This is a genomic window from Vibrio sp. JZG120 (genome assembly GCF_053890955.1).
Window position 1 is genome coordinate 26,856 of sequence record NZ_JBSRRK010000016.1, and the last position, 13,453, is coordinate 40,308.

Here is a 13,453-nt window from a genome sequence, read left to right on the forward strand (position 1 = left end):
TACCCCTAAGGAACTCAAATGACGGTTAAAACTCGTTTTGCTCCTAGCCCAACTGGCTATCTACACGTTGGTGGTGCGCGTACTGCACTTTACTCTTGGCTATACGCTAAAAACCAAGGTGGTGAATTCGTTCTACGTATCGAAGATACAGACCTTGAGCGTAACTCTCAGGAAGCGGTTGATGCAATTCTTGAAGGCATGGAATGGCTAGGCTTGGAGTGGGATGAAGGTCCTTACTACCAAACTCAACGTTTTGATCGTTACAACGAAATGGTTGATAAGCTGCTGGCAGAAGACAAAGCTTACAAATGTTACGCGTCTAAAGAGCTGCTAGATGAAATCCGTGCAGAGCAAGAAGCAAATAAAGAAATGCCTCGCTACGATGCTAACCATCCAAAAATCAAAGCAGCAAACGAAGCGGCAAAAGATGGCGATCCATGTGTTATCCGTTTCCGTAACCCGAAAGAAGGCAGCGTAGTATTTGATGATCAAATCCGTGGTCGCATTGAAATCCGCAACGATCAAATGGATGACCTAATCATTCGTCGTACTGACGGTTCACCTACTTACAACTTCTGTGTAGTAGTGGATGACTGGGACATGGGTATCACTCACGTTGTTCGTGGTGAAGACCACATCAACAATACGCCTCGTCAAATCAACATCTACGAAGCACTAGGTGCGCCAGTACCAACGTTTGCGCACTGTGCAATGATCTTGGGTGATGACGGTGCGAAACTGTCTAAGCGTCATGGTGCAGTATCAGTCATGCAATATCGCGATATGGGTTACCTGCCTGCAGCACTAAACAACTACCTAGTGCGCCTAGGTTGGTCTCATGGCGACCAAGAAATCTTCTCTCAAGAAGAGATGATCAACCTATTCAGCCTAAACGCAGTATCTAAGTCAGCGTCTGCCTTCAACACGGACAAACTGCAATGGTTGAACAACCATTACATCAAAAATTCAGATCCTGCGTACGTTGCAGAGCACCTACAATGGCACCTAGATCAACAAAAACTAGACGTAACGAATGGTCCTGCTATCACTGACGTGATCAAGCTAGTGGGTGAGCGTTGCAACACGCTAGTTGAGCTAGCTGAGCAAATCCGTTACTTCTACGAAGATTTCTCTGAGTTTGAAGCGGGCGCAGCGAAGAAACACTTACGCGGTGTGGCTAAAGAGCCTCTAGAGCTTGCTCTAGCGAAAGCTGAAGCACTGACCGAGTGGACAACAGCAAACATCAAAGATGGCGTTATCGCTGCAGTCTGTGAAGAGCTAGAAATCGGCATGGGCAAAATCGGTATGCCATTACGTGTTGCTGTTACAGGCGGCGGTCAGTCTCCTTCTGTAGATGCAGTAATGGAACTGGTTGGCAAAGAGCGTTGTGTTGCTCGTATTAAGATGGCGCTTGAGTTCATTGCTGAGCGTGAAGCAAACGCATAATTGCTTTGAACTAAACGTTCTTTTGAATAAATAGTCACAAAGCCGCGGTAAACACCCGCGGCTTTTTTGTATCTGAACCTTAGATAATGAGAAACCTTCTCATATGTCGGTGAAGGATGTGGTATTTTGGACCGTAATTCACCTAGGTATGGATAAGATTTTTTAATCCAAACATCGTTGGCATGAATAAAAAACGAGCGATTATATATCAAATATCTGATTGATTTTTATCCACCCTCCTTAAAGTTCCATTTTTGTTGTCTCATTTTTAAGAAAAAACTTTGCTTAAGTTGTAGTGTTCCAGAAAATAAAGCAAACGTTTGCGTCGTGATTGTGTGGGGATTTTTTTGCTTAAGATCACATGTTGTTGAGATTTTTGATGACAATAAATTGACAGAATTGGGATTTTTCTCGCGATTTCTTAGCGTTATAGTTCACCCCGTCAGTGATACCGAGATGGCGATATGTATCACTGAACAGGAAATGTACGTAAGTAGCTTCCATAAAAAAAATGCATGTGCATAAAAAGAAGCTGACTAAGTATCTCACTCAAGGAATGAATAAAAAGAATTGAAATACAACGTCAGTCAGACGGCGCATTTCGGCATCTAACAAAAGAACTTCTTTAGAGGAATCAATAATGAAAAAATTAGCAGCGGTAATTTCAGCGTCTCTACTTATGGCTTCAGCAGCACAAGCAGAAGTATACGTTGGTGGTAAGATGGGTAAGTCATGGATGGAAGACGCGTGTGTAGCGGGCCAGGCTTGTGACAAAGACGACTCTACTCTTGGCGCTTTTGTTGGTTACGAAATGAATAAATACTTCGCAGTAGAAGCAGGTTTCGACAACATCGGTGATTTTGACCAAACTTCTTTCGGTGGCCATGTAGAAGCAATCACTCTTGCACCTAAATTCAGCCTACCAATCACTGAAGACATCGCACTTTACGGTAAAGTGGGTGGCGCTTACGTAATGTTTGATGGTAAAGATGATTACTCTTACCTAGGCGCAGCTGGCCTTGAGTTCAACCTAAGCCAAAACGTAACTGCTCGTGCGGAATACCAAACTCTGACTGATATCAGCAACGATGTAACTCGTGCGACAGGTAACACAGCAACACTGGGTGTTTCTTTCAAATTCGGTGGCAACGATGAGCCAGTAATCGTAGAAGAGCCAGTTGTTGTTGAAGAAGTGGTTGTAGAAGAAGTGGTAGAAGAGCCAGTAGTTGTAACGAAAACATTCGAAACTCAAACAATCGGCACTGGTAGCTTCGATCTAAACAGCACAACTCTAAAACCAGAGAGCGCTGCAAAACTTGATAACCTAGTTGCTTTCCTAAACGAGCACCCACAAGCGAACGTTGAAGTTGTAGGTTACACAGATACTTCTGGCCCAGCAGCTTACAACCTAAAAGTTTCTGAGAAACGCGCTGAATCTGTAGCTAACGCACTTGTTGAAAAAGGCATTGATTCATCACGTATTCAAGCGCGTGGCGAAGGTGAAAACAACCCAATCGCTTCAAACGACACTCGTGAAGGTCGTCAGCAAAACCGTCGCGTAGAAATCGTTGTTCCAGAATTTGAATACCAAGTTCAGCAATAAGCTTCTATCCGACCGTAGTATAGAAGACTAAAGCTGAAAGCCCCAAAGAGTTCGCTCTTTGGGGCTTTTTTATTTCTATTTGAAACGGACTGAAAAGTTAAAAACGGTAAACATCACTTGAGGTCAATGCTGTTTAAGCGCCCCATGAACGTTAGGATTTCCAAGTTGTCTTTATGTGCTTCTAGCAACGCTTTTTTGGTTTGCATGTAGGCGGCAAGCTTGCCGTATTTACTAATAGAGCGAACCACCGTTTTGTATTTGTAGTCACCGTCGTCATTGAACTCTCGCCACTTAGCGATGTAACACGTATCTCGGTTATCTGGGTTTTCAAGAGTGGGGTTAGGCTTGTGAACAATTTTTGGCTCAACGCTGTGTGGGAGTCTGGTCATGAGGTAAGGATCCTTCAAAAGACGTCGCCAAAATTTGCCCCACATTTGCCGGCCTAATTCGTTTCTCAGCTTAATGGCTTTTTGTAAGCCTTTCTTTTCTCCAATACGAACAAACCCAACCGAGCGGTGCAGTACCGTGTCCTCGGGGGTATGGATATGAATCTTAAAGGCAGTCTTGCCTTTAGAAATAAAGCGGTGTCCAGTGTTAGTTATTAAATTGCTCTTAGACATAGTGCTAACTAATAATTTTATTAATAGCTAAAAGGGTAAGCAAAACTCATAGATAATTAAAGTAATAAAATACAAAACTGTAAATAGGGCTTGTTGAAATGATTTCAAGGGGAAGAGATCGGATCAGTAAAAGGTTTTATCTCGTCGAGTAAAGGAGCGAGGCGATCATATTGATTACTGAAGAAATTGTTTCACTCGTTACTTGGAAACGCTCTGTGAAGCTCGAAATAGTGGATACAAAAAAGCCTTAGCTCAAGTGGGAGCTAAGGCTATGATATGGCGCCCCCAGTAGGATTCGAACCTACGACCTGTCCCTTAGGAGCGGGCGCAGTAGATGATTTCACAGAGTTCCACTTGATTTCATTTCTATCTTAACTGTCTGTATTTTAGTGACTTTATCAAATTATCACCAAAATTATAGTTACGTTAGGTTTCGCTAAATTAACTTGTAACATGACCTGTTACGTGACCGCGATTGTCAACCCTTTTGTGGGTTTTGTTCACTCTACAAGCTTCGGTGTTGCAAAAGCAGAATACATAATCATAAACAGAATTAGGAATAATGATTATGTCTACACTACTAACAGTACAAGAGATAAAGAAACAAAAAACACGCGATTATGACTACTACATCTGGGACTCTACCCGAACAAGGGGAACAGGGCGGCTTGGCTGCAAAATCTTAAGGTCAGGTTCGAAGATCTTCTACTTCAAATATTTCTTCAATGGAAAAGTTCGTTTCTTAAAAGTAGGGTGCTTTGAGTCGATGACTCTGGCAGAAGCACGAGATGTCCGAGATAAATACAAGGCGCTATTAGATAAGGGCATTTGTCCGAAAGCGCACCTAGAAGAGCAGGAGCGTCAAAAGCGAGAGCAAGCTCAGATTGAAGAAGAGACAGGCACCTTCGGCCAACTGATCGACGAGTTTTACGCATATTTAAAACGTACTCGAAGCGGTGCTCGTCTAGAACGCAGTTTACAAGCTCATCAAAAACACATTGAAGCTTACATTCGAGGGAAAATTCCAGACGACAAGAAAGTCAACGAGATCACTAAGCCCGAACTGATCAAGCTCATTGGTCAAATTGTCAAAACAGCTCCTGTTCAAGGGGATAAAGTTCTATCTATCATCAGACGTATGTTTGAAATTGCGCTGGATTATGATGATGACCCGATGACGAGTGATAACCCGATAAAGTTTAGGTTAGATAAAAACCCAGCAGCACGGATAAAAAAGCAGAATCAAAGTAAACCTCGTAGAAGAAGCTTGACCCTTGAAGAGCTGGGCCTACTTTTTAGCGATGAGAGTGCTAAATACTTTGACCGCAGGATATTTTTACTGTTAAAGCTAGCTGTTTTCATGGGAGGACAGCGACCTTTGGAATTATTGCTATCAAAGCGAAGTACTTATTTGGCGCACAAGAAAAAGTTCTTCCTCGATGCTGAAGATGTAAAAACTGAGCGTCCAAACTTACTTGTTAAAGGTGTTACTGCTTTAGAAATAATTGAAGAAGTTGAAGAGTTGCGGTTTACCAGTACGATGGAGAGCGACAAGTTATTCTCTGCAAATAACAAGCTTGGGCATATTGATCCAAACGATGTTTCAAAACAGGTTCGCAAATTTTGTAATTTGACTGGTTTTCAGGCTTTTCAGCCGCGAGATCTCAGACGTTCTGTGAAAAACATCATGCTAGAGCACGGTGTAAGTCGAGACCATACGAATTACATTCAGAACCACTCTTACGGCGATGTTGCTGAAACCAACTACATCATATATGCGTTTTATAAAGAGAAGAAAGCAGCATTGAAGTTGCTTGAAAAACTGGTAAACAAAGCGATTGTTAGAGCAAATCAGAATCATGCGAAACTCTGCCATCAAGAAAGTATTAGTGTTCAATCACAGCTGCAAGAAAAAGGCGAATCAGATAACTTGAGATTGTTCAGCTAAAAACAGCTTTTGATATGTTGGCTTCAGCCTTAGATAGGGGGCTTGCAGCCTATGGCTGCGAGGATTTTTGAGAATACTTTGAGGCGGTCGTGGTGGTTACCTTAATGATAAATGAGCTAAACATCGAATCCGCTATCACGTTAATGTCCAAAGGTGTGTTTGAAAATACTAAACACGTTCCAGAATCCTTATCCAGTCAACTAAACCTCTTAATCCTAGCTATGACTGATTACCCCTGTACGCGGGTAAAGTTAATTTTAACTCCTTGAGGGGTTAAAAGTGCTAGTATCCTCTACAGGGGATAATTTACATTAGAGGCAGATATGCTCATAACAAGTTCTAAGCAGCTAGGAATATACTTGCGTGATGTACGCAGGAATCAAAGGCGAAACCAAACCAAAGTCGGAGAGATTGTTGGTCTAAAGCAGACAACTGTATCGAAACTTGAACGTGATCCTGCTTCGTCCAGTATCGAAAGTCTGATGCGCCTGCTGTCATCACTAGATCTTGAGCTACACATTCAAGACAAAGCTGTAAGCCGTGAACAAGCGAAGCTTCGTGACCCTGACGATTGGTAAATCCTATACAACTCTATCGCTAAGTTGTTCTCCCTAGCTGACTCATCATTGCCCCCTTTCCGTGCTGACAACTAGGAAGGTATCCTTCTCAGTTGCTTTCCAGCTCTAAGAAACACTTAGTAATCACATCGCATCCTCGGCCGCTGTAACGAGCCTATGCCCCATTCAGTGTTAACGATGTCGTTGATTAACACTACATGTGAGCTGATTTTCCTTAAATTATCTAATCCTGTATTTCGGTTTAATTTGATTAAGATTGCCTCCTTAGATTCGATTTTTACAGCTATGCTTTAATCGCTATAATGCTAATTCCTATAGTCACTTGTTGGATTTATGAAAGTTAGTTTAAGTATCCGCGCATATACCAAGCGTATGAGTCGCCATGTTCATCATGGCTTCCACCAACTAGTGTTGCCTACTCAAGGTAATATTCATATCGATATGGACGGTTTTAACGGTAAAGTGTCGGTTGGAAACTGCATCGTTATTCGCAAGGGAGTAGCCCATGGCTTTAATGCCGACGATGCTTCCCGTTTTATCGTCGTAGATATTGAAGAGTTACCTTATCAGTTGCTTGACGAAGCCATAGTCTTTTTCTCAGTTACCTCTCCTTTACTAAGCTTTATTCAATTTGCGGAGAAGCAGCTTGAATATCAGGTAAATAGTAAGTTGGAAACATCGATCGTAGGGACCTTCTTCTTATTACTGGAACAACAGGAGTTGTCTCAAACCATCGACTCACGAATCCGAGCTGTACAATCATTGATCTCAGAACAGCTTGAGCAGTCACTGACAATCACTGTTTTAGCTAATGCCGCCTACTTGAGTCCCACACAGTTTAAAAAATTATTTAAAGACAATTTAAGCATAAGCGTGCATAAATACATCACTTTGCAGCGTATGGAGAAAGCCAAAGCTTTACTGACTCATACGGATCTCCCTGTTCAATTGATTGCCGAACGAGTTGGATATAGTGATATTTCGGCTTTTAGTCGAAGGTTTTCAAAACACTTCGGTGTTTCACCAAGAGAGTTCTCTCGAACTTGATTTAAATAGTCTGTTCAAACAACTATTCCGTCTTTTTAGCAAACAATCTTCCTTTCTTTTCTTTTATGCTTTCTACCCAGTAAACGCTTTTAACTAGTAAGAAAACAATGGCTTATTCAGATATCAGTCTGCCCGTATTGGTTATCGTAAAGCTATGTTTATCGTTATTAGACACCTGATTTAAATAGGAAAGAAAATGAAACACATAGAATGGAGTGACTTCCAAAAAATAGATATTAGGGTTGGTACCATTATTGAAGTAGAGGATTTTCCAGAAGCTCGTCGACCAGCCTATAAATTAAAAGTCGACTTAGGTCCCGATTTAGGTGTCAAAAAATCAAGTGCTCAAATTACAGATCTTTATACAAAAGATGCACTGTTGGGTAAGCAGGTGTTAGCTGTTGTTAACTTCCCGCCAAAGCAGATTGGTCCAATTATGTCGGAGTGTCTCGTTACAGGTCTACATTGTCCAAATGGCTCAGTTGTTCTTTCTACAGTTGATATGGAGTTGCCAAACGGTTCAAAGCTGGCTTAACAAAACTCTAAGCCTTCAAAATACTTCTCCTAATCTGACAGAAACGTTTTAGACCAATATAGATAACGCGTTTCTGTCCAAAAATGTGTTGACAACTAGGAAGACACCCATACTGGACTAATTCAGAGCCAAGTAGGCTCTTCGTCGGTTTTAACTGCCCAGAGGTTATCTAAAAGAACGTCATTACTGTCAGGTTTGCTGTTATCGCTCAACTCATTTACTTGAATCAGCATAGGTAAATCAAACGAAGTACCAGTGATAATACAAGAGCCTCTTGAAAGGTTCGGAATTAGTGAGCGAGAGACAGAATCTAATGTACTAATGGTGTTATCCAGCAAAAATAAATCACGGTCGTTAACTAAACGATGGATAAAGAAATTATGCAATTGAGACATAATAGTTGCTGATATATCCGCAGGTCGTTGGCTTGATAGTGTAAGGAAAATACCGAACTTGCGACCTTCTTTAATCAATTCCTCAAACAACTCTAAACGGTAGTCTTTCCAGTTAGCCTGTTCACGCACTGATTGCTGAGAAAGGATGTTATGTGCTTCATCGATTATTAAGTGCAGTGTCTTTTCTGGCGGGCTTTGTTTAATCTGATTTTTGTGAGAATTGTAATAGTGCTTCGTGATAAGAAGGGGAATGATTTTCTTCACGTCTTGGTTGCAATTACGCAGTGAAATGACGGTTAGTGCTTTATTGTCAGTCGTAACACTTGTTTCCACCTTAATCACCTTAGATAACCCTCCTAGCGAGGATTCAGCACGTTTTAATAGTGGTTGAATGTGATCGAATTGAACGAAGTTGTACATCAAATCATTAATCAACTTTAATTTGCAAAGGATTTTAAATTCCTGAAATGCATCAAGGTCATTAATCTGAATACTATCAACGGCACTTTTGAGGTAGAGATTATATTGGCTTTCGTTATTAAAGAATTCAAAACCTGTCCCAACACGGATTTTGAAGTTACTCCCATGCCAACTAACCTCTTTGAGGATATCTATGCTATCAGTGTTCTTTAGAGTGCTTTTGAGGAGATCAAGAATTTCTGGCTTTTGAGATGTAGAAGTGAAGCAGAACTTAATCGTGTACTTTAAGTAACTTAGAGCACTCTGTTGACCAGAGCCATACTTTGAACGTCCTTGCAGGACTCTATTAATAAACGGCTTCTGTGTATTGGTAGTGGCTTGGAAAAGAATTGAAAGCGTCTCCGCATTCCAGAATTCATCTTCTGCCAACGGGAATTGATCGGCTGGTGTATTCGTATTTAGATCTATCGCGTACTTATGTTCCAGTGATACGATTTGATCTTTGATGTACTCCCCATTGAAATCAAGCAGTACAAACTTACTGACAGGTTTGATTTGTTCATGCTTTTCATCGAACAAAGTAGTGAAGAGTTTCGTTAGAGTATTCGATTTTCCGCTACCAGTATTACCGAATATACCAATGTGCGTATTAAACAGTCTCTGCCAAGGTAGGGATATATCGATCCCTTCTTTTAACAATGATCCAATGCAGAAATCTGATTCGGAACTTGATGAATAAACAGTCTTTAGGGCTTGTTCAGGCAACAGGAATGCAGGATCACGGATTAACGGTAAGAACTTGATGCCTTCAAAGAATTTTCCATTTTCAATATAGCCAATAGGGCGAACATGCACTTTTCTAACGTACTCGATTTTATCCGTGTTCTCTTGGAAACGTCTTTCATCTAAGTACTCACCCTCAACGATGCATACGATGTCACGGAAACCACGCTGAATTGAAACGTACTCTCTGATAGAGATACCTTTGTAACGGTGACCTTCATAGAAAATGGTGTCTTTGTTCGATGTCTCATCAACGGTCAACGTAATTTGAATGCCATTTACCGCTGTTACCTCACCAATGAAGATGCTCATGCGTCATCCTCACCAAGTGTTAGGACGTGAGAATTGAAGTAAGATAAGTCTAATGCTTTACCTTCTTCATGGACAACGTACTTGATGTTGTAGAAGTCAGAGAAATACTTCTGCAACTCAGGGATCATAGTTTCTCTGTAGCAACAGATGTATACCTGTAGAGTAGGGTTCGTTAAGGAACGCTTAATCAAGTTTCTGATATGCTCATCAGCAAAAGAGAACCCGAAGGCAATCAATACGCTATTGGGCTTTTCTAACTCGTAACTAAGGTGACGCAGCATTTGATAATAGTGTTCTTCAAATACTGTTTCATGGAACTTCCATTTTGTTGGATTAACGATTGGTAATTTTTCGTATTCTCTGTGGAAGTCATCTTGTATGTTCTCGAATGCCGCTTTGTTCTCATCATCGATAGCCATTGAACACAACTGTTCAACGGTGTGAGATCCACTTTCTAGCATCTCTTTGAAGTCACCGTAGTACATGCTGTCGATTGATGACTCAGAAACGATTTGATCCGCAGAAGAATAGTCAACGAGGATAGAATCATTGTGCTTACGCCAGAAAGCAGAGCCATGAAGATGGATAAGATTGATTTGTCGTTGGACTTCTTTGTTTCGGTCGAAAATACCTGATTCAGTGGTCATGCAATCGAAGTTACGAGCCTCAACGATTTTCTTATGGAAACCACGAGAGCCATCGTTGATGTTAAATCGAATAGATTTTTCTTCGTAAAGTTCATCTGCTGTATAGGCGAGGCAGGAATCGTAGTTCGTGGTGAAGAAATTAATCTTTCTGTCGTAACCTCGTTTTCGACGAAGAATTTCGAGGTTCAATCTCATGAACTTCTTATAATTATCGATGACTATTTGCTCGTCGCCTTCTAAGTTAGTGAAATCAACAGAACTAACAGGTTTAATGCACTCTTCGTAGTAATACATGAATAGCAAGGCTTTGAGGTGTTGAGCGTCAATAGAATCGAACTCAGTAGCCAAAGTTTCAATCGTTTCCCATTTCCCCTCAGTTTGCATGTTCAACGCAAGAGTAGGGAATAGACCTGCTGATGCCCCTGCACCAATCAAATAGTTTATGTTCTTGTCGTGTAGGTCGTTCAGATCGATTTTGGAAGTCGTCATAGGATCAAATGCTCAGATAATTATTAAATTTGTTGATAAGCAACTGTTCTGATATTGAGATTATCGGGAAATGAAATGACGGTCAATTCCCGATAAGTAGTGAGGATATAGTAGGAGTGTGATTAATCATCTACCTTAGAAATGAAGATCTTCATCTCAAGCACTTTGATGATTTTCCTAGTCTTATCTTTGTTCCAGTAGCAGTTACCAAATACCATCAGTCCTGCACCATCTAAATCACGATGCTCTTTGATTTTGAACGATTTAAGTAGTTCATCTTTGAAAGGTGAAATGATTACACCTGTGTCATTACAGATAGGGTTCAGCCAATCGAAATCACGGTCAGCGTGGGAAATTGTTCCCCAAAACATTTTGGGTTTGAATTCTTTACTGTCTTCTAAAGGAACAGCATCAGCAAAATTGACGAATAAGTTCTTAGCACGATACGAAACGTTCTCGTTGATTTTGATTTTTACATCAGAAGTTGCCAAGTTACTACCTGATAGCAGGCTGTGTAACGCTTTCTCCATCCCTAGAACCGATTGTCGAACTTGTGTTGAGGTCTTGGTATGTTTTCTACCTGATGCTCCTGTAGAGTCCTTTGAGGACACTCTTGTTGTTTTCTGTTCTGATTTACTCTTAGGCTTTGGTTCATTGAATCCAAAATCAAATAGAACTTCCTCAGAGTCGGCAACTATTTGGTCTACTTCAATAGCATGCTTAACTATCTTTTTATCTTTTGAAGAAGGTGCGGCCGCATCGCATTCGCTTGTATGATAATTCGAGCCAAAACAGGCTGCATTTCCACTAATACTTTTTCTTCGGTAGAAGGCTTCGGCTCCGCAATCTATGCAAAATAAACGATGACGATACTTTTCAATTTCTATGGCAGTCAGACGTTGGAACTGGTAGATAGAATATACAGGTTCAGCATTAGGGTGGTCACATCTAGCATCCTTCATTAAAACCTCACAAATTAACTAAATTCATACACTTGCGTTATAGTATACTACTCTAGTTTCATATTTTGAAGTAGAGTGTTTTTTAGTCAGTTACATAGGTAAGTTCATGAAAGAATTAGTTTCTGCGTCATCTCAAGCAACAGCGAATCGTTTTCAATCAGTTCTTGCAATCACAGGGGCGTTTATATATGTCAAAAAGCTTATTGCATTTACCCCAGTTTTTAGTGGTCTTTGGATATAAAATCTACACTGCTACTGCAGTGTAGTTGTTCGTGAAAAGGCTTTTAAGGGCTTAAGCCTTTCCTAATCCAATAGATCAGGGCGATCTTTGGGTAAAAGATCAGCCACTTCACAATCGAGAACTCGAGCTAGCTGATAAAGCTTTTCAATTGTGATTCTGACACCATCTTTCTCGACTTTACTTAGGTAGCTTCTGCTAAATCCCGCTTTTAAGCTTGCTTCAGTGCTTGATAAACCACATCTCTGTCTCTGAGCTGCAATGTTTTTTGATATTTCTTTTGCCAGATTGTTCATTTCTTATTCTTTTTCATTACTACTTTATCAAGTGTACATAACTCCATATTTATACGCTATCTAACAACTGATTGACTATATAACATTGGTATAATATATTATACCAATGTTCAGGTGACAGCAGGTATTTATGTATGAGAGTTGGGACAATGCAGTTATACAAAATCGGCCTAAAAAGCCTTAAGTCTCTTGAGACTGACGAATATTTTGACCTGTATAGCTACCAAGCACTGCTTAAACCGATGCTTGATGAGTATTACTGTACTGATGAACAAATTGAGAGATTTAATAATCAGTCTTATCGTATTTTGAAAATACTCGAACAAGAAAGAAAGGTTGTGCGATTAAGTCCCCCTCGAGTAAATAACGCTCAATTTGTTGCCGTCGGGGGCAAAAAAGTCACACAAGAAAAGCATAGAGTCGGCCAAGGGTATTTAGAGCCAGAGCCTGTTAGCGAAGAGCGACAATACCAAGATCAGTTAAACACCAAAATCGTTGAAATTAATACTCAAATAGTTGCACACAAAGAATTGTTGGATCTATTCCCTAGTCACCGAGAACATTTGAACAACGAAATAGAAAAGCTAGAGCGTGAAGCATTACTTAGTGAATATAAACAAGAAATTATGGGGAAGATTATTAATCAAGAGAAACGCTAATCGTACATAAGGGTGGTTCTCGACTTTCGGTCCGTACTTTAGGAACTAGAACCAAGTTCGGAATTGGACTCTCTTTGTAGTCATTCCCATGCGTGGGAATGAGTCAGCGGTTCGACAGCGATTTGTGAGGTGCTATAGGATCTTGCTTTAATTTGTGGGGGTATTTCCGCAGCTTTCAATAACTAGGCTTTGTTCGGCTGCAAACGCTTCGAGAATTGAATCGACGATTTCGACGTAGTTGGAATAGAGACAGAAAAACGAAACATGGGTCTTCTTGCTGTTAATGATAGCGCGAACATTGTTCATTTCATTGCCCACATAAAATTCACCTTTTTGAACGCATTTAACAGCATGCCGTGCATTAAACTTCGTCCTAGATAAAATATTCAATATTTCGCTTGTATCTATTTGTGGAGTAATGACTAAAGATTTATGGCAGTATGGCATCGTGAATTCCTAGAATCTCAATTGAGCA

At 40.6% G+C, this 13,453-nt stretch carries 13 protein-coding genes; 8 read left to right on the top strand and 5 right to left on the bottom strand.

The features are described from left to right. Window positions 1-18 precede the first annotated feature (18 nt). Complete coding sequence (gltX, locus tag ACWPOD_RS21290; protein ID WP_046874282.1) at window positions 19-1,446, top strand: glutamate--tRNA ligase; 1,428 nt, start codon at window positions 19-21, stop codon at window positions 1,444-1,446. A 640-nt stretch (window positions 1,447-2,086) separates the two neighbouring features. Further along, window positions 2,087-3,049, top strand: coding sequence for an OmpA family protein (locus ACWPOD_RS21295; protein ID WP_167426816.1), 963 nt, complete (start codon window positions 2,087-2,089; stop codon window positions 3,047-3,049). Window positions 3,050-3,162: 113 nt separating this feature from the next. On the opposite strand, the gene ACWPOD_RS21300 is transcribed toward ACWPOD_RS21295, so the two are convergent. Further along, a complete protein-coding gene (locus ACWPOD_RS21300; RefSeq protein ID WP_031780328.1) occupies window positions 3,163-3,669 on the bottom strand; it encodes a hypothetical protein in 507 nt (168 codons plus the stop codon). Window positions 3,670-4,237: 568 nt separating this feature from the next. On the opposite strand from ACWPOD_RS21300, the gene ACWPOD_RS21305 reads away from it, so the two are divergent. From ACWPOD_RS21305 to ACWPOD_RS21320, 4 genes are all read left to right on the top strand, one after another. After that, window positions 4,238-5,617, top strand: a complete 1,380-nt coding sequence (locus ACWPOD_RS21305) for a tyrosine-type recombinase/integrase (protein ID WP_456232195.1) — start codon at window positions 4,238-4,240, stop codon at window positions 5,615-5,617. Between the two features lie 323 nt (window positions 5,618-5,940). Then, entirely contained in the window at window positions 5,941-6,195 is a 255-nt protein-coding gene (locus ACWPOD_RS21310) for a helix-turn-helix domain-containing protein (RefSeq protein WP_029835397.1), read from the top strand. A gap of 333 nt (window positions 6,196-6,528) precedes the next feature. After that, window positions 6,529-7,242 carry an AraC family transcriptional regulator gene (locus ACWPOD_RS21315; protein WP_047707518.1) on the top strand — a complete coding sequence of 238 codons (714 nt, stop codon included), beginning with the start codon at window positions 6,529-6,531 and terminating at the stop codon, window positions 7,240-7,242. A 196-nt stretch (window positions 7,243-7,438) separates the two neighbouring features. Next, window positions 7,439-7,777: a tRNA-binding protein gene (locus ACWPOD_RS21320; RefSeq protein WP_020834997.1), complete on the top strand. Its 339-nt coding sequence runs from the start codon at window positions 7,439-7,441 to the stop codon at window positions 7,775-7,777. Window positions 7,778-7,899: 122 nt separating this feature from the next. Here the strand turns inward: ACWPOD_RS21320 and ACWPOD_RS21325 are convergent, their stop codons facing one another. The 3 genes from ACWPOD_RS21325 to ACWPOD_RS21335 form a co-directional block, all read right to left on the bottom strand. Continuing rightward, window positions 7,900-9,687: an ATP-binding protein gene (locus ACWPOD_RS21325; protein WP_456232196.1), complete on the bottom strand. Its 1,788-nt coding sequence runs from the start codon at window positions 9,685-9,687 to the stop codon at window positions 7,900-7,902. Continuing rightward, a complete protein-coding gene (locus ACWPOD_RS21330) occupies window positions 9,684-10,823 on the bottom strand; it encodes a hypothetical protein (RefSeq protein ID WP_456232197.1) in 1,140 nt (379 codons plus the stop codon). The genes ACWPOD_RS21325 and ACWPOD_RS21330 overlap by 4 nt, the downstream gene beginning before the upstream one ends. A gap of 122 nt (window positions 10,824-10,945) precedes the next feature. Beyond that, a complete protein-coding gene (locus tag ACWPOD_RS21335) occupies window positions 10,946-11,785 on the bottom strand; it encodes a hypothetical protein (protein WP_025571344.1) in 840 nt (279 codons plus the stop codon). Window positions 11,786-11,891: 106 nt separating this feature from the next. Here ACWPOD_RS21335 and ACWPOD_RS21340 point away from each other — a divergent pair, with 106 nt between their 5' ends. Beyond that, window positions 11,892-12,026 (top strand): hypothetical protein, encoded by a 135-nt coding sequence (locus ACWPOD_RS21340; RefSeq protein ID WP_456232198.1) that lies wholly within the window; start codon window positions 11,892-11,894, stop codon window positions 12,024-12,026. Window positions 12,027-12,088: 62 nt separating this feature from the next. Here ACWPOD_RS21340 and ACWPOD_RS21345 read toward each other — a convergent pair whose 3' ends face one another. After that, a complete protein-coding gene (locus ACWPOD_RS21345; protein WP_025571346.1) occupies window positions 12,089-12,319 on the bottom strand; it encodes a helix-turn-helix domain-containing protein in 231 nt (76 codons plus the stop codon). Between the two features lie 149 nt (window positions 12,320-12,468). On the opposite strand from ACWPOD_RS21345, the gene ACWPOD_RS21350 reads away from it, so the two are divergent. Further along, a complete protein-coding gene (locus ACWPOD_RS21350; protein WP_456232199.1) occupies window positions 12,469-12,978 on the top strand; it encodes a DNA repair protein in 510 nt (169 codons plus the stop codon). The last annotated feature ends 475 nt before the right edge of the window (window positions 12,979-13,453 follow it).

Excerpts from the sequence above, each read along its gene's own strand:
- ACWPOD_RS21315 (WP_047707518.1), top strand. The coding sequence starts at position 6,529 with ATGAAAGTTAGTTTAAGTATCCGCGCATATACCAAGCGTATGAGTCGC.
- ACWPOD_RS21325 (WP_456232196.1), bottom strand. The coding sequence starts at position 9,687 with ATGAGCATCTTCATTGGTGAGGTAACAGCGGTAAATGGCATTCAAATT.
- ACWPOD_RS21330 (WP_456232197.1), bottom strand. The coding sequence starts at position 10,823 with ATGACGACTTCCAAAATCGATCTGAACGACCTACACGACAAGAACATA.
- ACWPOD_RS21295 (WP_167426816.1), top strand. The coding sequence starts at position 2,087 with ATGAAAAAATTAGCAGCGGTAATTTCAGCGTCTCTACTTATGGCTTCA.
- ACWPOD_RS21320 (WP_020834997.1), top strand. The coding sequence starts at position 7,439 with ATGAAACACATAGAATGGAGTGACTTCCAAAAAATAGATATTAGGGTT.
- ACWPOD_RS21305 (WP_456232195.1), top strand. The coding sequence starts at position 4,238 with ATGTCTACACTACTAACAGTACAAGAGATAAAGAAACAAAAAACACGC.
- ACWPOD_RS21345 (WP_025571346.1), bottom strand. The coding sequence starts at position 12,319 with ATGAACAATCTGGCAAAAGAAATATCAAAAAACATTGCAGCTCAGAGA.
- ACWPOD_RS21340 (WP_456232198.1), top strand. The coding sequence starts at position 11,892 with ATGAAAGAATTAGTTTCTGCGTCATCTCAAGCAACAGCGAATCGTTTT.
- ACWPOD_RS21300 (WP_031780328.1), bottom strand. The coding sequence starts at position 3,669 with ATGTCTAAGAGCAATTTAATAACTAACACTGGACACCGCTTTATTTCT.
- gltX (WP_046874282.1), top strand. The coding sequence starts at position 19 with ATGACGGTTAAAACTCGTTTTGCTCCTAGCCCAACTGGCTATCTACAC.
- ACWPOD_RS21335 (WP_025571344.1), bottom strand. The coding sequence starts at position 11,785 with ATGAAGGATGCTAGATGTGACCACCCTAATGCTGAACCTGTATATTCT.
- ACWPOD_RS21350 (WP_456232199.1), top strand. The coding sequence starts at position 12,469 with ATGCAGTTATACAAAATCGGCCTAAAAAGCCTTAAGTCTCTTGAGACT.
- ACWPOD_RS21310 (WP_029835397.1), top strand. The coding sequence starts at position 5,941 with ATGCTCATAACAAGTTCTAAGCAGCTAGGAATATACTTGCGTGATGTA.